This window comes from Streptomyces sp. NPDC002580 (assembly GCF_042889485.1).
GTDB lineage: Bacteria > Actinomycetota > Actinomycetes > Streptomycetales > Streptomycetaceae > Streptomyces.
Genome location: NZ_JBIAQZ010000001.1, coordinates 105041 through 131454 on the forward strand (window position 1 = coordinate 105041; position 26414 = coordinate 131454).

Annotated in this window: 21 protein-coding genes and 1 tRNA gene; 18 read left to right on the forward strand and 4 right to left on the reverse strand. The window is 72.1% G+C overall.

The genetic code is table 11. From position 1 onward, the window contains the following. Window positions 1-7: 7 nt before the first annotated feature. From ACFYW7_RS00420 to ACFYW7_RS00435, 4 genes are all read left to right on the forward strand, one after another. Entirely contained in the window at window positions 8-790 is a 783-nt protein-coding gene (locus ACFYW7_RS00420) for an anti-sigma factor family protein (RefSeq protein ID WP_389496781.1), read from the forward strand. An 83-nt stretch (window positions 791-873) separates the two neighbouring features. Beyond that, on the forward strand, window positions 874-3276 hold the full coding sequence (locus tag ACFYW7_RS00425; protein ID WP_389496782.1) for a HelD family protein: 2403 nt from the start codon (window positions 874-876) through the stop codon (window positions 3274-3276). Window positions 3277-3711: 435 nt separating this feature from the next. After that, a complete protein-coding gene (locus tag ACFYW7_RS00430; protein ID WP_389496784.1) occupies window positions 3712-5145 on the forward strand; it encodes an NAD-dependent malic enzyme in 1434 nt (477 codons plus the stop codon). Window positions 5146-5548: 403 nt separating this feature from the next. Next, entirely contained in the window at window positions 5549-5830 is a 282-nt protein-coding gene (locus ACFYW7_RS00435) for an HU family DNA-binding protein (protein WP_007382399.1), read from the forward strand. A 179-nt stretch (window positions 5831-6009) separates the two neighbouring features. On the opposite strand, the gene murA is transcribed toward ACFYW7_RS00435, so the two are convergent. Beyond that, the gene (gene murA, locus ACFYW7_RS00440; protein ID WP_389496785.1) at window positions 6010-7356 is read right to left on the reverse strand and encodes a UDP-N-acetylglucosamine 1-carboxyvinyltransferase; all 1347 of its coding nucleotides are present in this window, start codon (window positions 7354-7356) and stop codon (window positions 6010-6012) included. A 281-nt stretch (window positions 7357-7637) separates the two neighbouring features. On the opposite strand from murA, the gene ACFYW7_RS00445 reads away from it, so the two are divergent. The 8 genes from ACFYW7_RS00445 (at window position 7638) to ACFYW7_RS00480 (ending at window position 17954) form a co-directional block, all read left to right on the forward strand. Then, a complete protein-coding gene (locus ACFYW7_RS00445) occupies window positions 7638-8210 on the forward strand; it encodes a YqgE/AlgH family protein (protein WP_389496786.1) in 573 nt (190 codons plus the stop codon). 86 nt (window positions 8211-8296) lie between these two features. Then, window positions 8297-8596 (forward strand): DUF3039 domain-containing protein, encoded by a 300-nt coding sequence (locus ACFYW7_RS00450; protein ID WP_351861896.1) that lies wholly within the window; start codon window positions 8297-8299, stop codon window positions 8594-8596. Between the two features lie 1014 nt (window positions 8597-9610). Continuing rightward, on the forward strand, window positions 9611-11287 hold the full coding sequence (locus tag ACFYW7_RS00455) for a beta-N-acetylhexosaminidase (protein WP_389496787.1): 1677 nt from the start codon (window positions 9611-9613) through the stop codon (window positions 11285-11287). Between the two features lie 280 nt (window positions 11288-11567). After that, window positions 11568-12461, forward strand: a complete 894-nt coding sequence (locus ACFYW7_RS00460) for an FAD binding domain-containing protein (RefSeq protein ID WP_389496788.1) — start codon at window positions 11568-11570, stop codon at window positions 12459-12461. Continuing rightward, a complete protein-coding gene (locus ACFYW7_RS00465; RefSeq protein ID WP_389496789.1) occupies window positions 12458-13906 on the forward strand; it encodes a 2Fe-2S iron-sulfur cluster-binding protein in 1449 nt (482 codons plus the stop codon). The genes ACFYW7_RS00460 and ACFYW7_RS00465 overlap by 4 nt, the downstream gene beginning before the upstream one ends. Further along, window positions 13903-16206 (forward strand): xanthine dehydrogenase family protein molybdopterin-binding subunit, encoded by a 2304-nt coding sequence (locus tag ACFYW7_RS00470; RefSeq protein WP_389496790.1) that lies wholly within the window; start codon window positions 13903-13905, stop codon window positions 16204-16206. Before ACFYW7_RS00465 ends, ACFYW7_RS00470 begins: the two co-directional genes overlap by 4 nt. Then, window positions 16206-16430, forward strand: a complete 225-nt coding sequence (locus ACFYW7_RS00475) for a hypothetical protein (protein WP_389496791.1) — start codon at window positions 16206-16208, stop codon at window positions 16428-16430. Before ACFYW7_RS00470 ends, ACFYW7_RS00475 begins: the two co-directional genes overlap by 1 nt. A gap of 345 nt (window positions 16431-16775) precedes the next feature. After that, entirely contained in the window at window positions 16776-17954 is a 1179-nt protein-coding gene (locus ACFYW7_RS00480) for an SUKH-4 family immunity protein (protein ID WP_389496792.1), read from the forward strand. Window positions 17955-18024: 70 nt separating this feature from the next. Here the strand turns inward: ACFYW7_RS00480 and ACFYW7_RS00485 are convergent. Further along, window positions 18025-18099, reverse strand: a tRNA-Cys gene (locus ACFYW7_RS00485). A 227-nt stretch (window positions 18100-18326) separates the two neighbouring features. Here ACFYW7_RS00485 and ACFYW7_RS00490 point away from each other — a divergent pair. The 6 genes from ACFYW7_RS00490 to ACFYW7_RS00515 all read left to right on the forward strand — a co-directional run bounded on the left by ACFYW7_RS00490 (window position 18327) and on the right by ACFYW7_RS00515 (window position 24544). Then, window positions 18327-19757 carry an MFS transporter gene (locus ACFYW7_RS00490; protein ID WP_389496793.1) on the forward strand — a complete coding sequence of 477 codons (1431 nt, stop codon included), beginning with the start codon at window positions 18327-18329 and terminating at the stop codon, window positions 19755-19757. A 48-nt stretch (window positions 19758-19805) separates the two neighbouring features. Beyond that, the gene (locus ACFYW7_RS00495; RefSeq protein WP_389498477.1) at window positions 19806-20003 is read left to right on the forward strand and encodes an Arc family DNA-binding protein; all 198 of its coding nucleotides are present in this window, start codon (window positions 19806-19808) and stop codon (window positions 20001-20003) included. After that, entirely contained in the window at window positions 20004-20390 is a 387-nt protein-coding gene (locus ACFYW7_RS00500) for a type II toxin-antitoxin system death-on-curing family toxin (protein ID WP_389496794.1), read from the forward strand. 231 nt (window positions 20391-20621) lie between these two features. Beyond that, on the forward strand, window positions 20622-22427 hold the full coding sequence (locus tag ACFYW7_RS00505; protein WP_389496795.1) for a DEAD/DEAH box helicase: 1806 nt from the start codon (window positions 20622-20624) through the stop codon (window positions 22425-22427). A gap of 489 nt (window positions 22428-22916) precedes the next feature. Then, entirely contained in the window at window positions 22917-23558 is a 642-nt protein-coding gene (locus ACFYW7_RS00510) for an IclR family transcriptional regulator (RefSeq protein WP_389496796.1), read from the forward strand. A gap of 197 nt (window positions 23559-23755) precedes the next feature. Then, window positions 23756-24544, forward strand: a complete 789-nt coding sequence (locus ACFYW7_RS00515) for a S16 family serine protease (protein ID WP_389496797.1) — start codon at window positions 23756-23758, stop codon at window positions 24542-24544. A 61-nt stretch (window positions 24545-24605) separates the two neighbouring features. Here ACFYW7_RS00515 and ACFYW7_RS00520 read toward each other — a convergent pair whose 3' ends face one another. Together ACFYW7_RS00520 and ACFYW7_RS00525 are read right to left on the reverse strand one after the other, a co-directional pair. Then, window positions 24606-25589, reverse strand: coding sequence for a glycine betaine ABC transporter substrate-binding protein (locus ACFYW7_RS00520; RefSeq protein ID WP_389496798.1), 984 nt, complete (start codon window positions 25587-25589; stop codon window positions 24606-24608). Then, entirely contained in the window at window positions 25586-26404 is an 819-nt protein-coding gene (locus tag ACFYW7_RS00525; RefSeq protein WP_389498479.1) for an ABC transporter permease, read from the reverse strand. Before ACFYW7_RS00525 ends, ACFYW7_RS00520 begins: the two co-directional genes overlap by 4 nt. Between the last annotated feature and the right edge of the window lie 10 nt (window positions 26405-26414).

The following is a 26414-nucleotide window of genomic DNA, read 5'->3' on the forward strand; positions in this document are numbered from 1 at the left end:
GGGAGCCATGCAAGGTCCACGAGGACAGCAGGGATCCGGGGACATCCACGAGACCGTCGGCGCCTACGCCCTCGGCATCCTCGACGACGCCGAGGCGACGGCCTTCGAGGAACACCTCGCCACCTGCGAGTGGTGCGGCCAGCAGCTCGACGAGCTCGCCGGCATGGAACCGATGCTCGCCGCGCTCGCGGACCTGCCCGCAGCGCAGGGCAGCCCGGCCATCGCGGAGTCCCTCTCGGCCCGCCCGAGCCCACGGCTCGCGGAGCGCCTGGTCGACGAGGTCTCGGCACGGCGTGCCCAGAAGCGCCGGCGCGGAATGTACCTGGTGGCGGCCGCAGCGGCGCTGATCATCGGTGGTCCGCTGACCGTCATGGCCGTCAACGGCGGCGGTGACGGCGGGGCGAACCCCCCGCAGGCGCACCCCACCAGTCCCGCCAAGGCCGCCTTCGAGGTCATGAACGACAAGGCCGAGGCCACGGACCCGACCACCAAGGTCAACGCCGTCGTCGCCGTCGAGCCGAAGGACTGGGGCACCCACGCGGTCCTCCAGCTCAAGAACGTGACGGGTCCGCTCAAGTGCTCCCTGATCGCCGTCGGCAAGAACGGCGACCGCGAGACGGTAACCTCCTGGGCGGTCCCGAAGTGGGGTTATGGCATTCCCAACGCCAAGACCGAAGAGGCGAAGGAGCCGCTCTACGTACACGGAGGCGCGGCCTTCACCCCGAACCAGATCGACCACTTCGAGGTCATGACCTTCGACGGGAAACGGCTGGTCGAGGTGGACGCGTGAGCGAACACCGGGCGCGCACGTAGCCCGGCGGGCCTCCCTTCGCGTACGGTTGACGGCTGCCCAGCACGTCAGAAGGGGGCCCGGTGGCCGCTCAGGCTCAGCAGGAAACTGCGCTCGGCTCGGTCCACGTTTCCGTACCGGACGAATCCGTCAAGGACGACTCCGTACGGGACCGTGAGATCAGCGTCGAACAGGAACATCTGGACCGGGTCTACCGGCGCCTCGAGGAGAAGATCCACGAGGCCGAGTTCCTGATGCACGACGCCGCCCAGCGCGGTCACGTCGGGACACCGGGGGCGCTCGCGGAGCGGGACGCCCAGGTGTTCCGTGCGGGAATCCACCTCAACCGACTCAACAACGAGTTCGAGGACTTTCTCTTCGGCCGTATCGACCTGCTCCGCGGGAAGGACGGCACGAAGGGTCCCGACGGCGCCTACACGGCGGTGGAACCCGCCGAGGGCGTCGTCCGCGAGGACAACACGGCCGACATCGCCGAGACGCTCCACATCGGCCGCATCGGCGTCCTGGACGCCGACTACGCGCCGCTCGTCATCGACTGGCGGGCGCCCGCCGCGGCCCCGTTCTACCGGTCCACCCCGGTCGACCCCGGCCGGGTCGTACGCCGCCGGGTGATCCGCTCCAAGGGCCGCAGGGTCCTCGGCGTCGAGGACGACCTGATGCGCCCGGAGGTGAAGGCCTCCCTCGACGGCCAGGAGCTCCCCGTCATCGGCGACGGCGCGCTCATGGCCGCTCTCGGGCAGGCCCGCAGCCACACCATGCGCGACATCGTGGCCTCCATCCAGGCCGAGCAGGACATGGTGATCCGCGCGCCCGCCGCGTCCGTCACCTACGTCGAGGGCGGCCCCGGCACCGGCAAGACGGCGGTGGCCCTGCACCGGGCCGCCTACCTGCTCTACCAGGACCGCCGCCGGTACGCGGGCGGCATCCTCATCGTCTCCCCGACCCCGCTGCTCGTCGCCTACACCGAGGGCGTGCTGCCCTCGCTCGGCGAGGAGGGACAGGTCGCGATCCGCGCGATCGGCTCGCTCGTCGACGGCGTGGGAGCCACGCTGTACGACTCCCCGGCGGTGGCCCGCGCCAAGGGCTCGTACCGGATGCTGAAGGTGTTGCGGAAGGCGGCGCGCGGGGCGCTGGAGGCCCCTTCCGGCGCGGCCCGCGCCGCCGGCGGCTCCTCCTCCGGCCAGCTCGCCTTCGGCGAGCCGGAGACGGCCCCCGCCGGCCCGCCCACCCGGCTGCGGGTCGTCGCCTTCGGACGCCGGCTGGAGCTGGAGTCCGCCGAGCTGGACCGCATCAAGAACAACGCCCTCAGCGGGACCGCGCCCGTCAACCTGCTGCGCCCGCGCGCCCGCAGGCTGCTGCTCGACGCTCTGTGGTCGAAGTCGGGCGCCGGGACCCGGCACGCGGACCCGGAGCTGGCCGCCGAGCTGCGGTCTTCGTTCGACGAGGACGTCACCCTGGAGGACAGCTTCCTGGCCTTCATGGAGGCGTGGTGGCCGGAACTGACCCCGCGCGGGGTGCTGACCGCCATGGCCGACGAGCGGCGGCTCGGCCGCTGGGCGCGCCGGATCCTCAACCCCGGCGAGGTCCGCCGGGTGGCGCGCTCGCTCAAGCGGGACGGGCTCTCCGTGCACGACGTGGCGATGCTCGACGAGCTCGAGGCGATCGTCGGGACGCCCGCCCGGCCGAAGAAGCGGCGCGATCTGGACCCGCTGGCCCACCTCACGGGTCTCGACGAGCTCATGCCGACCCGCGAGGAGACGCAGTGGGAGCGCGCCGAGCGGCTGGCGCAGGAGCGGACCGAGTACGCGCACGTCATCGTCGACGAGGCGCAGGACCTCACCCCCATGCAGTGGCGGATGGTCGGCAGGCGCGGCCGACACGCCACCTGGACGGTCGTGGGAGACCCGGCCCAGTCCTCCTGGTCCGACCCGGACGAGGCGGCCGAGGCCCGTGACGAGGCGCTCGGCACCCGGCCCCGGCGCCGCTTCACCCTCACCGTGAACTACCGGAACCCGGCCGAGATCGCCGAGCTGGCCGCCAAGGTCCTCGCTCTGGCCATGCCCGGTTCGCAGTCGCCGTCCGCCGTACGGTCCACGGGCGTCGAACCCCGGTTCGCGGTCGTCCGGCACTCCCTCGCGGAGACCGTGCGCGCCGAGGCCGCCCACCTCCTGGAGCGCGTCGACGGCACCGTGGGCGTCGTCGTGGCCATGAACCGGCGCGAGGAGGCCGCCCGGTGGCTCGCCGGGCTCGGGGACCGTGTGGTGGCCCTCGGGAGCCTGGAGGCCAAGGGGCTGGAGTACGACGCCACGGTGGTCGTGTCGCCCGCGGAGATCGCGGACGAGTCGCCCGCCGGACTACGGGTCCTGTACGTCGCCCTGACCCGGGCCACGCAGCAGCTGACGGTCGTCTCCAGCGACCGTGACGCCCCCGACGCGGACGGCGTGCCCGACCTCCTGCGGGACTGACCCGGTCCCTCCGGTCCGCCCTCCCGGTCCCCCGCCGGGAGGGCGCCCGCCGACCCGTCCCGCCGGAAAGAACTGCCGGGACGGGAATTGCCTTACGGGGATCCTTTGTTACCTTGGACGTGGCACCGGCCCGATCCAAGCCCCCGGGCCCAACCTTCGTCGCTACGAGCGACCACTTGCCGCGAGGCGAGCATGGCGGGTCGGTGTCATTGAACGTCGTCCTTCACCGAAGGACCTGAAGAGGCCCACGTCACCCCGTGACGTGGGCCTCTTCTGTCGCCCGGATGCATCTCCTACGGTGGAATCCGGTTTCCGAAAGGTGTGCCCCCATGAACAAAACGTTCGCAATCGGGGGCGACTACCCCGTACTCGGGGGTAGGTGCGACGATCGGACGGCACAAAGCAGTGACACGGTGAAAGCAGAGGAAGTCGGCCATGGCAACGGCGCCCAGCGTCTCCTACTCGATGACGGTCCGGCTGGAGGTGCCCGCGAGCGGAACCGCGGTCTCCCAGCTCACGACGGCCGTGGAGTCCCACGGAGGCTCGGTGACCGGCCTCGACGTGACCGCCTCCGGCCACGAGAAGCTCCGGATCGACGTCACGATCGCGGCGACCTCCACCTCGCACGCCGACGAGATCGTCGAGCAGCTGCGGCACATCGAGGGCGTGACCCTCGGCAAGGTGTCCGACCGTACGTTCCTCATGCACCTCGGCGGCAAGATCGAGATGCAGTCCAAGCACCCGATCCGCAACCGTGACGACCTCTCCATGATCTACACCCCGGGTGTGGCCCGGGTGTGCATGGCGATCGCCGAGAACCCCGAGGACGCCCGCCGCCTCACCATCAAGCGCAACTCCGTTGCGGTTGTGACGGACGGCTCCGCCGTGCTGGGCCTCGGCAACATCGGCCCGATGGCCGCGCTGCCCGTGATGGAGGGCAAGGCGGCCCTCTTCAAGCGCTTCGCCGGCATCGACGCCTGGCCGCTGTGCCTGGACACCCAGGACACCGACGCGATCGTCGAGATCGTGAAGGCGATCGCCCCCGGCTTCGCGGGCATCAACCTGGAGGACATCTCCGCGCCGCGCTGCTTCGAGATCGAGGCCCGGCTGCGCGAGGCCCTCGACATCCCCGTCTTCCACGACGACCAGCACGGCACGGCCATCGTCGTCCTCGCCGCCCTGACCAACGCGCTTCGCGTGGCGGGCAAGGCGATCGGCGACATCAGGATCGTCATGTCGGGCGCCGGCGCGGCCGGTACGGCCATCCTCAAACTGCTGATCGCCGCGGGCGTGAAGAACGCCGTCGTCGCCGACATCCACGGCGTCGTGCACGCGGACCGCGCCGATCTCGTCGACGCCGCCACGGACTCGCCGCTGCGCTGGATCGCCGACAACACCAACCCCGAAGGTCTCACGGGCACGTTGAAGGAGGCGGTGCGCGACGCCGATGTCTTCATCGGTGTCTCCGCCCCGAACGTGATCGACGGGACCGACGTGGCCGCGATGGCCGAGAACGCCATCGTGTTCGCGCTCGCGAACCCCGACCCCGAGGTCGACCCGGCAATCGCCCGGCAGACGGCGGCAGTTGTGGCCACCGGCCGCTCCGACTTCCCCAACCAGATCAACAACGTGCTGGTCTTCCCGGGGGTCTTCCGCGGCCTCCTCGACGCCCAGTCGCGTACCGTCAACACGGAGATGATGCTCGCCGCCGCCGCCGCTCTCGCGAGCGTGGTGACCGAGGGCGAACTCAACCCGAACTACATCATCCCCAGCGTCTTCAACGACAAGGTCGCGGGCGCGGTCGCCGGAGCGGTCCGCGACGCGGCGAAGGCGGCGGGGGCGGCGGAAGCGGCCAACGCGACCGTGTAGTACATGTAGAAGCGGTACGGGTCGAGGTGGTACGGGTCGAGCCGGGGGGCGTACGACCGCGTGGAAGCGGTCGTCGTCACACCTGTGACGGGCGCCACGGCCGCCTGGAACCCGGCGCGTCGCGGACGCGGGGCCAGTTGCCGCCTCTAGGGTGGCGGCCAGGCTCGCCTTCGCAGGCCTTTTCGTGTGACCCCCAAGGGTGTTCGTGTGACTCCCAAGGGTGCCGGATTGGCTTTCCCGCCGCAGGTGGGGGCAGGATGCGTCTTCGGGCGCGACGGTCTGGCCAAGGGACCCGGGTCCGGGGGCCGATCGAGGACCCTGGCAGCATCGGCTTCACTGTGCCCGATATGCGGCTCCGCCGCGTGGCACGCCTCAACAGCAAGAAGAACACGGGAGTAACAACATGAACCGCAGTGAGCTGGTGGCCGCGCTGGCCGACCGTGCCGAGGTGACCCGCAAGGACGCCGACGCCGTTCTGGCCGCTTTCGCCGAGACCGTCGGCGAGATCGTCGCCAAGGGCGACGAGAAGGTCACCATCCCCGGCTTCCTGACCTTCGAGCGCACTCACCGTGCCGCTCGCACCGCGCGCAACCCGCAGACCGGCGACCCGATCCAGATCCCGGCCGGCTACAGCGTGAAGGTCTCCGCGGGCAGCAAGCTCAAGGAAGCCGCCAAGGGCAAGTAGGTCCTGCCGGTACGCTCCCGCGGACACGGGACGCGTACGAGGCGCAGCAACGCCGATGGGGCGGCCCCTTTCAGGGGGGCCGCCCCATCGTCATACGTACGTACCGCCGCGCCGCCCGGGGGAGGACCCCCGGACTCCCGGCCGGGGGGTGTCGTCCCGGCCGGGGTCGTGCGGTCGGGTCAGCCGAGGGCCTTGCCCGGGAGTTCGACCTTCGCCCCCAGCTCCACGAGCTTGTCCATGAAGTTCTCGTAGCCGCGGTTGATCAGTTCGATGCCGTGGACGCGGGACGTGCCCTGGGCCGCCAGCGCCGCGATGAGGTACGAGAAGCCGCCGCGCAGGTCGGGGATGACCAGGTCGGCGCCCTGCAGCTTCGTCGGGCCCGAAACGACCGCGGAGTGCAGGAAGTTGCGCTGGCCGAAGCGGCAGTTGGAGCCGCCGAGGCACTCGCGGTAGAGCTGGATGTGCGCGCCCATCTGGTTCAGCGCGGAGGTGAACCCGAGCCGGGACTCGTACACCGTCTCGTGGATGATCGACAGGCCGGTGGCCTGCGTCAGCGCGACGACCAGCGGCTGCTGCCAGTCCGTCTGGAAGCCGGGGTGGACGTCCGTCTCCAGGGCGATGGACTTGAGCTGGCCGCCGGGGTGCCAGAAGCGGATGCCCTCGTCGTCGATCTCGAAGGCGCCGCCCACCTTGCGGTAGGTGTTCAGGAACGTCATCATCGAGCGCTGCTGGGCGCCGCGGACGTAGATGTTGCCTTCGGTGGCCAGCGCCGCGGAAGCCCAGGAGGCTGCCTCCAGGCGGTCCGGGAGGGCCGCGTGGGTGTAGCCGCCGAGCGTGTCCACACCGGTGATGCGGATCGTCCGGTCGGTGTCCATCGCGATGATGGCACCCATCTTCTGCAGGACGCAGATCAGGTCCTCGATCTCCGGCTCCACGGCCGCGTTCGAGAGCTCCGTGACACCCTCCGCGAGCACCGCGGTCAGCAGCACCTGCTCGGTCGCGCCCACGGACGGGTACGGCAGCTGGATCTTGGTGCCGCGCAGTCGCTGCGGGGCCTCCAGGTACTGGCCGTCCTCCCGCTTCTCGATCTTCGCGCCGAACTGCCGCAGCACCTCGAAGTGGAAGTCGATCGGCCGGCCGCCGATGTCGCAGCCGCCGAGCCCGGGGATGAAAGCGTGCCCGAGGCGGTGCAGCAGCGGGCCGCAGAACAGGATCGGGATGCGCGACGAGCCCGCGTGGGCGTCGATGTCGGCGACGTTCGCGCTCTCGACGTGCGAGGGATCGAGGATCAGCTCGCCCGGCTCCTCACCCGGACGGACGGTCACACCGTGCAGCTGCAGCAGTCCGCGTACGACGCGTACGTCGCGGATGTCGGGGACGTTGCGCAGCCGGCTCGGCCCGCTGCCCAGCAGAGCGGCGACCATGGCTTTCGGTACGAGGTTCTTCGCACCGCGGACACGGATCTCGCCCTCGAGCGGGGTTCCGCCGTGGACAAGCAGTACATCGTCAGGGCCGTTGACGGTCATGTATCTCGCGTTCCGATGAGTTGGGCGGTGTTGGGTCGTCGGCAGGCCGGTCGTACGGGAGCCGAACAGCAAGGGTAATGGCCGCCCACCCCCCCTCTGTAAGCCCAGGGAGCACTCAGTTGCGTCATAGATTGGACACAACACGAACCGTTCCGAATCGGGCACAGGGGGTCACCGTCCCCGGTGTGCGCGGGCAACGCTCCGTTGCGCCCTGAGCTGCGTTCACTCCGGTACGCGCATCGGCTCCCCACTTGAAGGGATTGTGCGGGATCATGTCTGGCATGACCGAGGTGTCCTCGCTCACAGGGCGGCTGCTCGTGGCCACGCCCGCCCTGGCGGACCCGAATTTCGACCGCGCGGTGGTGCTGCTCCTCGACCACGACGAGGAGGGCTCCCTCGGCGTCGTCCTCAATCGCCCCACCCCGGTGGACGTCAGGGACATCCTGGAGGGCTGGGCCGGTCTGGCCGGAGAGCCGGGTGTCGTCTTCCAGGGCGGCCCGGTCTCGCTGGACTCGGCGCTGGGGGTGGCGGTCATCCCGGGCGGCGCGGCCGGCGAGCGCGCGCCACTCGGCTGGCGGCGGGTGCACGGCGCGATCGGCCTGGTGGACCTGGAGGCCCCGCCCGAGCTCCTCGCCGCGGCCCTCGGCTCCCTGCGCATCTTCGCCGGGTACGCGGGCTGGGGCCCGGGACAGCTGGAGAACGAACTGGTCGACGGCGCCTGGTACGTCGTCGAATCCGAACCGGGAGACGTCTCCTCCCCGTCGCCCGAGCGCCTGTGGCGGGAGGTCCTGCGCCGCCAGCGCAGTGACCTGGCGATGGTGGCGACGTACCCCGACGACCCCTCCCTCAACTGACCGGCGCACCGGCCCCCGGGAGTCGCCCCACCGGCACGTGACCCTTCCCTCATCCGATGGGCGCGAGCCCCAGTACCCTTGGCTCCATGAGCACTCTTGAGCCTGAGACCCAGCCCCAGCGAGGCACGGGGACGGGGACCCTCGTAGAGCCGACGCCGCAGGTGTCGCACGGTGACGGGGACCACGAGCGCTTCGCCCATTACGTCCAGAAGGACAAGATCATGGCGAGCGCGCTGGACGGCACGCCCGTCGTCGCGCTGTGCGGCAAGGTGTGGGTGCCGGGCCGCGACCCGAAGAAGTACCCCGTGTGTCCCATGTGCAAGGAGATCTTCGAGTCCATGGGCGCCGGTGGCGGCGACCAGGGCAAGGGCGGCGACAAGAAGTAACGCCGCGACCTTCCCCCGCGCAGTACGCCCCGTGAACGGAGCACGGCCGCGACACCCCTGCTGAGGGGTGCCGCGGCCGTGCTGTGAGCGTTGCCGGACGGGTTCGTGCGCGAGGGGCGGGCGTGGAGCTGTTGCTGCGGGCACAGCAACTGGAGGACCACCGCGACGGCAGGTGGGGAAGCGGGCGGACAGGCCGGCGGCGAAGCGGACAGGGACGCCGGCGCCGACGGCGGGGTCGTCGACGGCTGAGCCTCGCGCGGAGCGCGTTCCGGGGCCGGAGTGCCCCGTGGTCGGCGTGCCCGTTGTGGTCACAGAGTGGTAGAGACCTCTTGTGGGCAGGTTCCCCTACTCCTTAGCCTCTGGAGTGTTGTGCGGGGCAAAACCGCCGTTGCGCACGCCGCAACGAACTCTCGCCGGAGGACGCTCGGTGAAGCTCTCTGCCCGCAGGTCCCGCACCGCTCGGATTCGCCGGCTTTTCGGCCGGGGAGGACGTCAATTCCTCGACGGTCCCCTTCGTGGCGGGTTCCCGGGCGGCCGTTCCGGTGATCACCGTGTTTCCGGTGGCCGCGGCGTCGGCGTGATTCCGCTTCCGATTCCGGAGCGTCCGGCAGATCGCCTTCCCGGCGGGTTCGGGCGGTGCCCGTCCGGGCTCCGCGGACGCGGTCCTTCCGCCCTGTACGGAACTCGGGGACTTCGGTCGGCCGAACGCGCGGAGTTCCCCGATTCCGCGGCACATCTCCTCCTTTCCGCCCTCGGGGATCCGGGTGCCGAAGACCTTTCGCCGGGGGCGTCACGGACGCGCGGCGGGGGGCCGCGTACACCGCCGGGCGGGACGAACCGCGCGGGATTCCCGGGCAGGTCCATTTCCCCTCGCGTTCCGCGAGCCGGACGGGTCGTACCGGGTGGTGCGATGCCGCCGCCACGGTGACGGCCATTGCCGTGCCGGTCTTCTGAGAACTCGTACAGCGACCCCTCGTCTCGGCCTCGGCGGAGCGGTGAAGGACGGAAGCACTGATGGACATGACGGATACGGACCTGATTCCGGCGCCCCTCGTCGTCGAGGCCACCGGCGGTGCGGAAGGCGCCGGGCGCGGCCGCTTCGCGCTCGGCGCGAACACCACCCTGTGGGCCGCGCTCGGCACGGACTCCGCGGAACGCTGGCTGCGTGCGACGCTCGGCGCCGCGCTCGGACTGCCGCTGCGACCTGGGCCGCAGGACGCCCCGGGTGCCGTGCGGCTCCTCCTCGACGACTCCCTGGAACCGGAGGCGTACCGGCTCGTCGTGGACGGGAGCGGTGTCGAGATCCGCGGCGGGGAGGCGGCCGGGGTCTTCTGGGGCGCCCAGACGCTGCGTCAACTGCTCGGCCCCGACGCCTTTCGCCGCGCTCCGATCCGTCCGCGGGCGGCGTACGAAATCGGGCACCAGGCCATCGAGGACGCGCCCCGGTTCCGCTGGCGCGGCCTGATGCTCGACGTCGCCCGGCACTTCATGCCGAAGGAAGACGTCCTGCGCTATCTCGATCTGCTGGCCGCGCACAAACTCAACGTCTTCCACTTCCATCTCACCGACGACCAGGGATGGCGTGTTCAGATCAATCGCTACCCGAGGCTGACCGAGGTCGGTTCCTGGCGGGCGCGCACCAAATTCGGCCACCGGGCCTCGCCGTTGTGGGAGGAGAAGCCGCACGGGGGCTTCTACACCCAGGACGACATCCGCGAGATCGTCGCGTACGCGGCCGAGCGGCATATCGCCGTCGTCCCCGAAATCGACATCCCCGGGCACTCGCAGGCCGCCATCGCCGCGTATCCGGAACTGGGCAACACCGATGTCATCGACACGGCCTCCCTGACCGTCTGGGACGACTGGGGCGTCTCCGAAAACGTACTCGCCCCCACCGACAACACCCTGCGCTTCTACGAGGGGGTCTTCGAGGAACTCCTCGAGCTGTTCCCGGCGGACCCCGCGCGCTTCCCGGAGTTCTCGCGCTTCTTCCACATAGGCGGCGACGAGTGCGCCAAGGTCCAGTGGAAGGAGTCCGCGACCGTCCAGGCGCGCATCGAGGAACTCGGGCTCGCCGACGAGGACGCGTTGCAGTCCTGGTTCGTCCGGCACTTCGACAACTGGCTCTCCGAGCGCGGGCGTCGGCTGATCGGCTGGGACGAGATCCTCCAGGGCGGACTCGCGCCGGGCGCCGCGGTGTCGTCCTGGCGCGGCTACCGGGGCGGCGTCACCGCCGCGCGCGCGGGCCACGACGTCGTCATGTGCCCCGAGCAGCACGTGTACTTGGACTACCGTCAGGCCGCGGGCGAGGACGAACCGGTGCCCATCGCCTATGTGCGCACCTTGGAGGACGTCTACCGTTTCGAGCCGGTTCCGCCGCAGCTCACCGAGGCGGAGGCGCGGCACGTGCTGGGCACCCAGGCCAACGTGTGGACCGAGGTGATGGAGGACCCCGCCCGCGTGGACTACCAGGCGTTCCCGAGGCTCGCCGCCTTCGCCGAGGTCGCCTGGAGCAGGCTGCCGGCCCCCGAGGAGCGGGACTTCGCCGGATTCGAGCGGCGGATGGGCGCGCACTACGCGCGACTCGACGCCCTCGGAGTGGCCTACCGGCCGCCCACGGGGCCGCGGCCGTGGCAGCGGCGGCCCGGGGTGCTCGGACGCCCGATCGAGGGGGCGCCCCCGAACGTGTGAGACCGCTCACGACCGGCGCGCACCGGGGCCAGGGCCCTGTCACCTTGGCCCCGTAAGGAAAAAGACCCCCAAGGGTCACCGAAGAGTGACAATTCGTGCCGACCGGCGATGCCGTGCGAAAACCGGCCATCTCCCTGGTGAGGGGGGTGAATGCCTCCTAGCGGACCCCCGCGTCGTGGTCCGGGGAAGATGTGCCAGAGTTGCCACGTCCGCCCTGTCAGCACGTACCGTACGGCAGCACAGGTGGGACCAGGTGGGGCAGCGGGAAGGGGCAACCGGTTTGACCACGCACGCACCGCGGACGGCGCAGGCCGTGACGCTGCCCGTCTCGCTCGACGAGGCGGTGGCGGCGCTGTCCGCCATGCCCGCAGCCGTTCCGGTGGCGGGTGGCACCGATCTGATGGCCGCGGTCAACTCCGGGCAACTGCGCCCGGCGGCGCTCGTCGGCCTCGGCCGGATCAGCGAGATCCGTGGCTGGCAGTACCAGGACGGCCACGCGCTGCTCGGTGCCGGCCTCACGCACGCCCGCATGGGCCGACCCGACTTCGCCGCGCTCATCCCGGCGCTCGCCGCCGCCGCGCGGGCGGCCGGACCGCCGCAGATCCGCAACGCCGGCACCCTCGGCGGCAACATCGCCTCGGCCGCGCCCACGGGGGACGCGCTGCCCGTGCTGGCCGCGCTCGAAGCCACGTTGATCATCGCGAGCCCGGGCGGCGCACGCCGCGAGATCCCGGTCTCGCACCTGCTCGCGGGTGTGGACATGCTCCGTGGGGGAGAGCTCATCGGCTACGTGCGCGTGCCGCTGCTGCACGCCCCGCAGGTCTTCCTGAAGGCCACCGGGCGCACCGGCCCCGGGCGGGCGATCGCCTCCGTGGCGGTCGTCCTCGACCCGGCGCGGCGCGGCGTGCGGTGTGCCGTCGGAGCCATAGCGCCGATGCCGCTGCGCCCCCTGGACGCCGAGGCGTGGGTGGCCCAGCTGATCGACTGGGACAACAGCCGCACGATCGTCCCGGAGGCGCTGAACGCGTTCGGCGAGTACGTGGCCGCGGCCTGCATCCCCGACCCCGTTCCCGCCGAGGACGGATCCGTGACACCGCTTCCGCCCGCCGTACTGCACCTGCGGCGCACGGTCGCCGCGCTGGCCCGACGAGCACTGGGGAGGGCACTTTCGTGACCGACGACCAGCACGAAGAAGGCGCTCCGCGCGGCGGCGGCCGCTGGGACCCGCTGCCCCAGGGCGACTACGACGACGGCGCCACCGCCTTCGTCAAGCTCCCCGAAGGGGGCATCGAGGCGCTCCTCGCCGCCCGGGAGCCGCTCGCGGCGCCCGGGCACGGCTACGTGCCCCCGCAGATCGCCGTGACGCCCGCCCCGGCCGAGACGGCGGACCCGGCCGCCGGCGGGACGTGGCCCGCCCGGGACGGTGCCGCCCCGTGGCCGGATCCGAACGCCGCGCAGCCGGGCGCGGGCGCCCCCGGCGACCGGTTCTCGTACCAGCCGGGCTCCACCGGGCAGTGGGACTTCAACGACGCGGCCCGTGACGGAGCCGGCCCCGCAGGACACGACGTGACCGGGCAGTGGTCGATCCCCGTGGCCGGAGGCGACCTTCCGGACGAATCGGGCGAGTTCACCACATCGGCGCTCGTCGAACAGTGGGGCGGCACGCCGCCCGCCACGCTCCCGGGCGGCGCCTCCGCGCCCTGGGCCGGCGAGTCCGGGCAGACCTGGACCACCGACGCCCGCGAAGCGGCCCCCGAGGCCCTCGCGGAGCCCGTACGGCAGCCGCAGGCCGAATCGCCCGCGCAGGCCGCCCAGCGGCCCGCACAGCCCGTCCACGAGGCCCCTGAGCCCGCCGCCGGCCCCGAGCCGGTGACCGCCGGGACGCCCGAGGCCCACGAGTCGGACCCGGCGTACGCGGCCGCGGGCGACGAGAACCTGGACCCGGGTCACGCGGCCCAGGCCCCGCACGACGAACACCCCCTCGCTTCGTACGTCCTGCGCGTCAACGGCGCCGACCGGCCCGTCACCGACGCCTGGGTCGGCGAATCACTGCTCTACGTGCTGCGCGAGCGGCTCGGCCTCGCGGGCGCCAAGGACGGCTGCTCGCAGGGCGAGTGCGGCGCCTGCAACGTCCAGGTGGACGGCCGGCTCGTGGCGTCCTGCCTGGTCCCCGGCGTCACCGCCGCCGGCAGCGAGGTGCGCACCGTAGAGGGCCTGGCCGCCGACGGACAGCCCTCCGACGTCCAGCGCGCGCTGGCCAAGTGCGGCGCCGTGCAGTGCGGTTTCTGCGTCCCGGGCATGGCCATGACGCTGCACGACCTGCTGGAGGGCAACCCCGCTCCGACGGAGCTGGAGACCCGCCAGGCACTGTGCGGCAACCTGTGCCGCTGCTCCGGCTACCGCGGCGTCCTGGACGCCGTGCGCGAGGTCGTCGCCGAACGCGAGGCGCACTCCGCCGCCGCGGCCGACGCCGTCCCCGAGGCGGACGAGCCCCGCATCCCGCACCAGGCCGGGCCCGGCGCGGGCGGTGTCCACCCGTCCGCGTACGAGGACGGTGCCGCGTACGGCTCCCAGGCGCAGTACGAACAGCCGTACGGCCAGGACGGAGGCCAGGCGTGACCAACCAAGCCGCGACCGCGACGCCGGCGGTGCCCGAGACGGGCCCCGAGCCCCTGCCGCACGGGCTCGGCGTCTCGCTGCCCGCCGCCGAGGCCCGCGCCAAGACGGAGGGCACCTTCCCCTACGCCGCCGACCTGTGGGCCGAGGGCCTGCTGTGGGCCGCCGTGCTCCGCTCGCCCCACCCGCACGCGCGCATCGTGTCCATCGACACCAGTCACGCGCGCGAGATGCCCGGCGTACGAGCCGTCATCACCCACGAGGACGTGCCCGGCACCCCGCTGCACGGCCGCGGCAGGGCCGACCGCCCGGTGTTCGCCTCCGACGTCGTACGCCACCACGGGGAGCCCATCGCGGCCGTCGCCGCCGACCACCCGGACACCGCGAGGATGGCCGCCGCGGCCGTCATCGTCGAGTACGAGGTGCTCGAACCGGTCACCGACCCGGAGTACGCCTTCGAGGCCGAACCCCTGCACCCCGACGGCAACCTGATCCGGCACATCCCGCTGCGCCACGGCGACCCGGACGCGCTCGGCGAGATCGTCGTCGAGGGCCTGTACCGCATCGGCCGCCAGGACCCCGCGCCCATCGGCGCCGAGGCCGGACTCGCCGTGCCCCGCCCCGACGGCGGCGTCGAGCTCTACATCGCCTCGACCGACCCGCACGCCGACCGCGACACCGCCGCCGCCTGCTACGGCCTCGAACCCGCGCGCGTGAAGGTCGTCGTCACCGGCGTCCCCGGCGCCACCGCCGACCGCGAGGACCAGGGCTTCCAGCTCGCGCTCGGCCTGCTCGCGCTGAAGACCGGCTGCCCGGTCAAGCTCACCGCTACGCGCGAGGAATCCTTCCTCGGCCACGCCCACCGGCACCCGACCCTGCTGCGCTACCGGCACCACGCCGACGCCGACGGCAACCTGGTCAAGGTGGAGGCGCAGATCCTGCTCGACGCGGGCGCCTACGCCGACACCTCCGGGGAGTCCCTGGCCGCCGCGGTCTCCTTCGCCTGCGGCCCCTACGTCGTCCCGAACGCCTTCATCGAGGGCTGGGCGGTCCGCACCAACAACCCGCCCTCGGGCCACGTACGCGGCGAGGGCGCCCTCCAGGTGTGCGCCGCCTACGAGGCCCAGATGGACAAACTGGCCAAGAAGCTCGGCGTCGACCCCGCGGAACTGCGCCTGCGCAACGTCATGGCCACGGGCGACGTCCTGCCGACCGGCCAGACGGTCACCTGCCCGGCACCCGTCGCCGAACTGCTCCTGGCGGTCCGCGAGCATCCGCTGCCCGCCCTCCCCAAGGACACCCCCGAGGACGAGTGGCTGCTGCCCGGCGGCCCCGAGGGCGCGGGCGAACCCGGTGCCGTACGCCGCGGTGTCGGCTACGCGCTCGGCATGGTGCACATGCTCGGCGCCGAGGGCACCGACGAGGTCTCGACGGCCACCGTGAAGGTCCACGACGGCGTCGCCACGGTGCTCTGCGCGGCCGTGGAGACCGGCCAGGGCTTCACCACGCTGGCCCGCCAGATCGTCCAGGAGACGCTCGGCATCGACGAGGTGCACGTGGCGCCGGTCGACACCGACCAGCCCCCGGCCGGCCCGAGCTGCCGCGGCAGACACACCTGGGTGTCCGGCGGCGCGGTCGAACGCGCGGCCAGGATGGTCCGGACGCAGCTGCTGCAACCGCTGGCCCACAAGTTCGGCATGTCCACCGAACTGCTCCAGATCACCGACGGCAAGATCACGTCGTACGACGGTGTGCTGTCGACCACGGTCACCGAGGCGATGGACGGCAAGGAGCTGTGGGCGACCGCACAGTGCCGCCCGCACCCGACCGAGCCGCTGGACGAGACCGGCCAGGGCGACGCCTTCGTGGGCCTCGCGTTCTGCGCCATCCGCGCGGTGGTGGACGTCGACATCGAACTGGGCTCGGTACGGGTCGTGGAACTGGCGCTGGCCCAGGACGTCGGCCGGATCCTCAACCCGGCCCAGCTGACGGCCCGCATCGAGGCGGGCGTCACGCAGGGCGTCGGCGCCGCGCTGACCGAGAACCTCCGCACGGCCCGCGGCCTGGTCCGGCATCCCGACCTGACCGGTTACGCCCTGCCGACCGCCCTGGACGCGCCCGACATCCACATCGTCAAACTCGTCGAGGAGCGTGACGTCGTCGCCCCCTTCGGGGCCAAGGCGGCCAGCGCGGTACCGGTCGTGACCTCGCCCGCGGCCATCGCGTCCGCCGTGCGGGCGGCCACCGGCCGTCCGGTCAACCGGCTGCCGATCCGCCCGCAGGCGGCGGTGGTGACGGCGTAGTGAGCGTGCGGGAGCCGGCTCCCGGCGAACTCCCGCCCGGCGAACTCCCGCCCGACGCACTCCCGCCCGACGCACTCCCGCCCGGCGAACTCCCGCCGGGCGGCGACGAGTCCGGGCGGCCGCGCCACGAACCCGCGCCCGCCGTCGGCAAGTTGCTGATCCGGGCGCTGCTGTTCGTGCTGGCGGCCGTGGTCGTCGTCGCGGGCGGCGTCTCCCTCTCCTGACGCGCCCCGCACCGCGCGCGGACACCTCGGCGCGGTGACGGCACCCGAGATCTCACCCGTCCCACGCCCGGCCCGCCTCCCTCCCGTCCGGCAGCCCGGTGCCGTGTCCCGGTGACAGCCGTGGGGCGCCCCGGCGACGGCCGACCGGTGTCTGGATCACGACTGTCGGCGCCCCGCGGACCGCCGGCTCCTCACCTTCCCCTGCCCCTGGGGGAGCTGTTTCCACGCGTTTCCGGCGTTGTCAGTGGGGCGGCGTATGGTTCTGGCTCAGTGGGGAACTGCCGTGGGGCGACCGGCCGTTCCCTCGTGGGGGAAGCACGACGCGTTCACATGCACGGGGGAGCCATGAGCACGACTGACACCGATGTCGGCGGCCTGATCACACTGACCGACGACCAGCTCGATCCGTACGTCACGCACGCGCGCACGCGCGAGTTCCTCACCGGCCCCGGACTGCCCTGCGACAGCACCCTGCTCGGGTTCGGCGCGCTGCGGGAGCACGGCCTGCGCACCGTCGCCGACCTGGCGGGCGACGCGGACAGGCTCGCCGAGGAGCTGCGCGACCAGCTCGTCATCGGGGCGCTGCGCAGTCTGGACCGGGACCTGGAGTCGATCGTGCTGGACGGGACGACGGGGGAGATCACCTCGGCGTCCGTCCGCCGGAACCCCGCCCCCCTGGACCTCTCGCCCCTGGCACCCTCCCTGGAGGCCCTGCTGCGCTTCGCGGCGGCCACCGAGGAACTGACCCTCTCCCGGGGCCTGTCAGGCCCGCCCGGCCCGTTCGGCCCCAAGGCGGTCGCGGAGACGTCGGACCGGCTGAGCGCCGTCTTCGAGGACGCCGTCGGTGTGGACGGCGTGCCGCCGTACTGGCGGATGGCGGCGCTGATCCGCCCGCTGGCCCGGATCGCCGGCCCCGGCGAGGGACTCGTCCTCGGCCTGTCCAAGCGGCTGCTGGACGAGGAGTTCGGCGCGGGCGAGATCATGCGCTTCGAGGACGTCGACTTCCCGCCGGCGCTGACCCACGAGCCGACCCGTCGCTTCCTGCGGGAGACCGGCCTGCCCGAGGACGGCTTCCTCTTCCAGCTGGACACGGAGGTGCCGCTGCCGGCCCTCACCGAGTACTACGCGGACGAGCGCCCCGGCGACTTCTCCGCCGACCTGCTCCCGGCCACCGCCGACCGCCTGATCCGCCTCGGCTACCTCCTCCAGGACACGAGCCTGGTCGTGGACGGCACCACGGGCGCGGTCCTCGCCTGGAGCGAACCGGACCTCACCCTGCGCCCGCTCAACGCGGACATCTCCACGCTGGCGTTCACCCTCTGGCTCCTCCACCGCGAGAAGACCGTCGAGGCGGCCCACGGCCTCGGCGACGCCTACGGCCGGCTCGCCGCCACCCTGACCGAGACCCTCGCCACCGTCGACCCCGCGGCCTGCGACCCCACCCCGGCCCTCCCGGGCGACGACGGCCGCCGCCACTGGCCGGAGATATTCGAGGACCGGACGGGCGGCAGGCTGTACGCGTAGCCGCCCCGGCCGCCCGGCGACCGGGCACAACGGAATCGGCCGCCCCGAACCGGGACGGCCGACCCTCACATGGAGGCCATGGCGGGAATCGAACCCGCGTAACTCGCTTTGCAGGCGAGTCCCTGAACCACTCGGGCACACGGCCAGTCTCAGGTGCGGCACGGCTCACTCGTTCCGAACCTGATGTGACGACCGTAGGCGGGGTGCGAGGGCGGGCTCAAGGGTTCCGGGGACGCCGCAACGCGACTGCCACACGCCGTTCACGAACCGGGGCGGACCCGGGTCGGGGGAGTGGTCGTAGGACCGAAGGACCGAGTGATCACCGACTTCGGACAGGAGTCAGTGCGGGCTGCGCACCTTACGCTGGCGGCCATGACAGCACTACAGGCGCGCGAGGTCGTGACGGTCCCGTCCGAGGAGAAGGGCGGGGTGCTGAGCCGGCCCTACCGGGCGCTCAGCATCGGCATCGTGTCCGTCGTCCTGGTGATCGCGTTCGAGGCGACCGCCGTGGGCACGGCGATGCCCGTCGCCGCGCGGGAGCTGGACGGGGTCGCCTTGTACGCGTTCGCGTTCTCGGGCTACTTCACGACGAGCCTGTTCGGGATGGTGCTCGCCGGGCAGTGGTCCGACCGCGACGGGCCGCTGGCCTCGCTGGCCTCGGGCATCGGCGCGTTCGCCGCGGGGCTGCTGCTGTCCGGGACGGCCGGCGGCATGTGGGTGTTCATCCTCGGGCGGGCCGTCCAGGGGCTCGGCGGCGGGCTCGTCATCGTCGCGCTGTACGTCGTCGTCGGGCGCGCCTACCCGGAGCGGCTGCGGCCCGCGATCATGGCGGCGTTCGCGGCGGCCTGGGTGGTGCCGTCCGTCGTCGGCCCCCTCGCGGCGGGCGCCGTCACCGAACACCTCGGGTGGCGCTGGGTGTTCCTCGGGATCCCCGCGCTGGTGGGCGTCCCGCTCGCCCTCTCGCTGCCCCAGATACGGCTGCGGGCGTCGGGCCCCACGGGGACGGGCGACCGGCCGCCGACGGACCGGCGGCGCATGCGGCTGGCCCTCGGGATCGCGCTGGGCGCCGGGCTGCTCCAGTACGCCGCCCAGGACCTGCGCCCGCTCTCCCTGGTGCCCGCCGCGGCCGGCGCCGCGCTGCTCGTCCCCGCCGTGCGCGGCCTGCTGCCCCGCGGCACCTGGCGCGCGGCGCGGGGGCTGCCGTCCGTGGTGCTGCTGCGCGGGGTCTCCGCCGGTTCCTTCATCGCCGCCGAGTCCTTCGTCCCGCTGATGCTGGTCACCCAGCGCGGGCTGTCACCGACCCTCGCCGGGCTCTCCCTCGCGGCCGGCGGCGGGACCTGGGCGCTGGGCTCCTGGGTGCAGGCCCGGCCGCGCGTGGAGCCGTACCGCGAACGCCTGATGTTCCTCGGCATGGTGCTGGTCGCCGGGGCCGTCGCCGCCGCGCCGAGCGTGCTGATCCCCGCCGTGCCGGTGTGGACCGTCGCCCTCGCCTGGATGTTCGGCTGCTTCGGGATGGGCCTGGTGATCGCCTCGACCAGCGTGCTGCTGCTCCAGCTCTCGGCGCCCGAGGAGGCCGGTACCAACTCGGCCGCCCTCCAGATCTCCGACGCCCTGTCGACCGTGCTGCTGCTCGCCGTGGGCGGAGCCGCCTTCGCGGCCCTGGGCGGCGGCGCGGTGGCCGACGTGGCCGGCGCCGCGGCCTCCGGCGCCCACACCGGCCACCCGGCCGCCTTCGCCGCGGTGTTCCTGCCGATGGCCGGGGTGGCGCTCGTGGGGGCGTGGGTGACGAGGAGACTCCGATAGAAAGTGGTACTGCTTTGACCCCACATTCGGTACCGTCGTGGTATGGCTATGAACCTTCGTCTGCGTGACGATCAGCAGGAGGCGCTCAAGCTGCGTGCCGAGGAGGAGGGCCGCAGCATGCACGCCGTAGTGCTTCAGGCGATCGACCGGTATCTGGAGCAGGAGGCGGACGGAGCCATGGTCCGTCGCCTGGGGGCCAAGTACGCGGCCGGCCACGCCGACCTGCTGCGGAGGCTGGGGGAGTAGATGAAACACCTCACGGTCCAGGAGGTCCTGGACCTGACCGAGCTGGCGTGCGGGGAGCGGACACCGGTCGTGGTGCGCGACCTGGGTCTCCTCAGCTCGGCCGTGCACCGCCCCCGGTCGCAGATGTTCGGGGTCGAGGCGTACACCGACCTCTTCGAGAAGGCCGCGGCGCTGTTCCAGTCGCTTGCCGTCAACCACCCCCTGGTGGACGGCAACAAACGCATGGCGTGGATGTGCACGGTCGGCCTCCTCGACTTCAACGGCACCGAGATGCTCGCCGTCGACCAGGACGAGGCGTACAAGCTCGTCATCGAGGTGGCGTCCGGAGAGCTGGAGGACGTCAGGCTGATCGCCGTACGGCTGAGGGCGTTGCACGAGGCGATGTGACCCGAGTCGCATCCGCCCGCGTCGCGTCCAACGGGGCGCGGCCCGGGGCGATGTGACCTCAGTCCCATCCACCCGTGCCCCGGCCTGGTCCACCCGACGTCGCGCGCCGGACGCCGGTAGGGTGGCCCGGTTGTCATACGTAGCCGACCGCCCTCCCGCCTGCCGTCACGCCTCAGCTGACGCGCCGCGCGCGGACCCGGACGCTCCCTCTCGACACCCAGACCGGAGACCGTGACTACCACCGCCGCCGCCAGTGCCGCCTCGCCGCCGCATCACCTCTCGCCCGCCTTCCCCGGCCGTGCCCCCTGGGGTACCGCCAGCAAGCTGCGTGCCTGGCAGCAGGGGGCGATGGAGAGGTACCTCCAGGAGCAGCCGCGCGACTTCCTCGCCGTAGCCACCCCCGGCGCCGGCAAGACGACGTTCGCGCTGACGCTCGCCTCCTGGCTGCTGCACCACCACGTCGTGCAGCAGGTGACCGTCGTCGCGCCGACCGAGCACCTGAAGAAGCAGTGGGCCGAGGCGGCGGCACGGATAGGGATCAAGCTGGATCCCGAGTACAGCGCCGGGCCGCTCAGCAGGGAGTACCAGGGCGTCGCCGTGACGTACGCCGGTGTCGGCGTGCGCCCGATGCTGCACCGCAACCGCGTCGAGCAGCGCAAGACGCTGGTCATCCTCGACGAGATCCATCACGCGGGTGACAGCAAGTCCTGGGGCGAGGCCTGTCTGGAGGCGTTCGAGCCCGCCACCCGCCGGCTCGCGCTCACGGGTACGCCCTTCCGGTCCGACACCAACCCCATCCCCTTCGTCACGTACGAGGAGGGGAGGGACGGGATCCGGCGCTCCTCCGCCGACTACACGTACGGCTACGGGAACGCGCTCGCCGACCACGTCGTGCGGCCGGTCATCTTCCTCTCCTACAGCGGCAACATGCGCTGGCGCACCAAGGCGGGCGACGAGATCGCCGCCCGGCTCGGCGAGCCGATGACCAAGGACGCCGTCAGCCAGGCCTGGCGCACCGCGCTCGACCCGCGCGGCGAGTGGATGCCGAGCGTGCTGCGCGCCGCCGACCAGCGGCTCACCGAGGTCAGGAAGGGCATTCCCGACGCGGGCGCCCTGGTGATCGCCGCCGACCAGGACTCGGCCCGTGCCTACGCCAAACTGATCCGCGAGATCACCGGCACCAAGGCCACCGTCGTGCTGTCCGACGACACCGGCGCCTCGAACCGCATCGACGAGTTCAGCCACGGCGACGGCCGGTGGATGGTCGCCGTCCGCATGGTGTCCGAAGGCGTCGACGTGCCGCGCCTGGCCGTCGGCGTGTACGCCACCACCATCTCGACCCCCCTCTTCTTCGCCCAGGCCGTCGGCCGTTTCGTACGGTCCCGCAGGCGCGGCGAGACCGCGTCCGTGTTCCTGCCGACCATCCCCGACCTCCTCACCTTCGCCAACGAGATGGAGGTCGAGCGCGACCACGCCCTCGACAAGCCCAAGAAGGAGAGCGAGGAGGATCCGTACGCCGAGTCCGAGAAGGAGATGGACGAGGCGAACAAGGAGCAGGACGAGGACACCGGCGAGCAGGAGCAGTTCTCCTTCGAGGCGCTGGAGTCCGAGGCCGTCTTCGACCGGGTCCTCTACGACGGTGCCGAGTTCGGCATGCAGGCCCACCCGGGGAGCGCGGAGGAGCAGGACTACCTCGGTATCCCCGGGCTCCTCGAACCCGACCAGGTGCAGATGCTGCTCCAGAAGCGGCAGGCCCGGCAGATCGCGCACAGCCGCAAGAAGCCGGACGAGCAGGCGGATCTCCTCGAGCTCCCCGCCGAACGCCGCCCCGTGGTCTCCCACAAGGAGATGCTGGAACTGCGCAAGCAGCTCAACACCATGGTCGGCGCGTACGTCCACCAGAGCGGCAAGCCGCACGGGGTGATCCACACCGAGCTGCGCCGCGTCTGCGGGGGCCCGCCGAGCGCGGAGGCGACTGCCGGACAGCTCCGGCAGCGGATCACCAAGGTGCAGGAGTGGGCCACCCGGATGCGGTGACGTACGTACGGACTCTCGGCCCTCGGGCACGGGGTGACCGCGCGGCCGGCCGTCGCCCGGAGCGGCATGGGGAAGTGATTGCCTCGGGAGCCGGTGACATCCGGAACCCGTGGCACGCGGTGCCCACCCCCGCGGAAGGGGGCGCGCCGCCTCCGGAGAAGCGTGCGTCGTGGCCTGTGCGCCGCGTGCGCGCCTGGTGTGCGCCGCCCGCCGCACGCCGCACGTTCTGGGGCAAACGGAATCAGTCCGTACCAGCCGGTGCCCGGATTCTGGACGGAGGCTTCCGCTGAGCGGGACCGGCTCGCTACTGTCCCGCTACGCACACGCCCCGTGGCAGCGCCGCCGCGGAGCGCAGCCGTGAAGCGACTGCGCCCGGGAAGAGCCCGGGTTGCCGGCCGACCGGCGGCCTCTGAAGCGCGTCGCCGACGGGACTCGGTGACGCAACCGCCGCGAGGGGGCCGTCGACCTCACCACGAAGGAGTGGGCGTCGTGACCGCGGAGACCTCCCAGACGCTCGACCGGGGACTACGTGTCCTCAAGCTGCTCGCCGACACGGATCACGGGCTGACCGTCACCGAACTCTCGAACAAACTGGGCGTCAACCGGACCGTCGTGTACCGGCTGCTCGCCACCCTGGAGCAGCACGCTCTCGTACGCCGTGACCTGGGCGGCCGCGCCAGGGTCGGGCTCGGCGTGCTGCGCCTGGGCCGCCAGGTCCACCCGCTCGTACGGGAGGCAGCGCTGCCGGCCCTGCGCTCGCTCGCCGAGGACATCGGGGCGACGGCCCACCTGACGCTGGTCGACGGGACGGAGGCGCTCGCGGTCGCCGTCGTCGAGCCGACGTGGACGGACTACCACGTGGCCTACCGCGCCGGTTTCCGGCATCCCCTGGACCGCGGCGCCGCAGGCCGCGCGATCCTCGCCGCCCGGCAGGCGCCGGTGGGGGAGCACGAGTACACGCTCACCCACGGAGAACTGGAGGCGGGCGCGAGCGGCGCCGCGGCGCCGCTGATCGGGGTGACGGGGGTCGAGGGCAGTGTGGGAGTGGTCATGCTGGCGGACGCCGTGCCGGAGAGGGTGGGACCACGCGTGGTCGACGCGGCCAGAGAGGTCGCGGACGCCCTGCGCTGACCCCGGCCCGGCCGGCACCGGCAGGTGACGGTCCGCCGGCCCGTCCGGCCGCGCTCGGCCGCCTCGGCTGTTTCCCGGGCCGCTCTGGGCTGTTTCCCGGACCGTCCGGCGGTTTCACGGGCCACCCGGCGGTTTCGCGGGTGGCCCGGTGACACCTGTACGGAGGGCCCGGCGGGCGGTGACGTTAGATTGACCCCGTGCTCTCTCGCCTCACGCGCCCCAAGGCCGTCGCCGTCTGCGCCCTCCCCGTCGTGGCCCTGCTCGCCACGGCGGTGTTCGCGCCGCTGCCGTTCTCCCTGGCGCAGCCCGGCCTGACCGCGAACGTCCTCGGCGAGAACAAGGGCGACCCGGTGATCACGATCACCGGCGCGCCCACCCGGGACACCAGCGGGGAGCTGCGGATGACGACGATCGAGGCCACGAGCCCGGACGCGACCGTGTCCCTCGGTGACGTGCTCAAGGGCTGGTTCGCCACGGACAAGGCGGTGATGCCCCGTGACTCGGTCTACCCGGGCGGCGGCAGCGTCGAGGAGATCGAGCGGCACAACGCGAACGAGATGAAGGAGTCCCAGGACACCGCCACCGAGGCGGCCCTCGGCTACCTGCACGAGAAGGACGACGTCAAGGTCACGCTCAAGCTCGCCGACGTCGGCGGACCGAGCGCCGGACTGCTCTTCTCCCTCGGCATCGTCGACAAACTGGACGGTGACGGCAGCGGCGGCGACCTCACGGGCGGCCGCACCATCGCGGGTACGGGGACGATCGACGCCGCCGGCAAGGTCGGCGCGGTCGGCGGTGTCTCCCTCAAGACCCAGGCGGCCCGCCGCGACGGGGCGACGGTGTTCCTGGTCCCGAAGGCCGAGTGCTCGGACGCGAAGGCGGAGCTGCCGGAGGGACTCCGGCTGATCCCGGTGACCAGCCTCCAGGGCGCGGTGGACGCCCTGGTGTCCCTGGAGAAGGGCAAGGGCTCGGTCCCGAGCTGCTAGGACCCCGAGCTGCCGGGAGCCCGCTTTAGAGGAACCTGTTCCGGCCGGTGCCGTCCGCCGGTCAGTCCTGCTTCACGAAGCCCTCCGCCGTCATCCAGTCCAGGGCCACCTCGTGCGGGTCCTGGCCCTGCACGTCCACCTTCGCGTTCAGTTCCTGCGCCACCGTGTTGTTCAGCCGCTTCGTCACCGGCTCGATGACCTCGGCGATCTGCGGATGCTTCTTCAGGGCCTTGGTGTTGATCACCGGCGCGGCGTTGTAGTTGGGGAAGAACTTCTTGTCGTCCTTCATCACCTCCAGGTTCATCGACTTGATGCGCCCGTCGGTGGTGAACACCTCGCCGTACGTGCAACTCCCCTTCGCCACCTGGGTGTAGATGATCCCGGTGTCCATCTGCGTGATGTTCTTCGCGGGGATGGACATCCCGTAAGCCTTCTCCAGACCCGGCAGTCCGTCGGCCCGGTTGGCGAACTCGCTCTCCACGCACAGGGTGACCGCGCTCGGGTCCGACTTCGACAGCGCGGCCACCTCGGACATGGTCCTCGTGCCGTACTTCTTGAAGTTGGCCTGGTTCATGGCCAGCGCGTAGGTGTTGTTGAGGGCGGACGGCGGCAGCCAGGTGACCCCGTTCTTCAGGTCGGCGTCGTGCACCGCCTGCCACTGTTTCTGCGGGTCCGGGATCGGATCGCTGTTGCCGAGGTACGTGATCCACCCCGTGCCCGTGTACTCGTACATGGCGTCCGCGTCACCGTTCTTGACCGCCTCGCGGGCGCCGATCGACCCCTGGATGCCGGTGCGGTCGAGCACCTGGGCGCCGGCCGCCTGGAAGGCGATCCCCATGATCGCGCCGAGGATCAGCTGCTCGGTGAACTCCTTCGACGCCACCGTGAGGTCGGCGCCCTTGAGCGGCTCGCCCCGCCCGATCGTGCCGGGGCTGACGTCGTCGGTCATGGGGGAGCCGCTGGTCAGCCCGCACGAGGACACCAGGGTGACGACGAGGGCGAGGGCGAGGGCGGCCGGCGCCGCGTGGGCGCGGGTCCTCCTCATGTCTCCACCTCCAGCCCGCGGGGCCGCAGCAGCAGTTCCGCCAGCGACGCCAGCCAGTCGACCAGGAGCGCGAGCGCCACCGTGAGAATGGCGCCGAGGACCAGGACCGGCATGCGCTGGGTGGTGATGCCCGTGGTGATGAGGACACCGAGGCCGCCGCCTCCGCCGAAGGTGGCGAGGGTCGCCGTGCCCACGTTCAGCACCAGCGCCGTACGCACGCCCGCGAGGATCAGCGGTACGGCCAGCGGCAGTTCGACCCGGCCGAGCACACCCGTCGGTGACATGCCGATGCCGCGCGCCGCCTCCAGCAGCGTCGGGTCGTTGGCGTTCAGGCCGGCGATCGTGTTGGAGAGCACCGGCAGGATCGCGTAGATCGTGATGCCGATCAGAGCCGACTTCTCGCCGGTGCCGAGCCAGATCACGAGCAGGGCCAGCAGACCGATCGCCGGTGTGGCCTGACCCATGTTGGCGATCGTCATCGCGATCGGGGTCGCCTTCCGGAACGCCTTGCGGGTCAGCAGGATCCCCAGCGGGATGGCGATGATCAGCACGAAGAACGTGGAGATCACCGTCAGCTGGATGTGCTGCCACAGGGCCTTGGACACCTGGCCGTTCGACAGGGCGTTCTCGGAGATCGCGTCGAGGTCCGCCTGCTGGAACCAGATCCAGGTGGCCAGCAGCAGGGCGATCAGCACGGCGGGCAGGAAGGTCAGCTTCTGCCAGGTGATCCGGCGCCGCGGGGACGTCGGCGGTGGCGGCGGGACCTCCCGCTCTCCGTCGCCCTCGCTGTCGTCGCGGAAGGCGACGCCCCCCACCTCGTGCTCG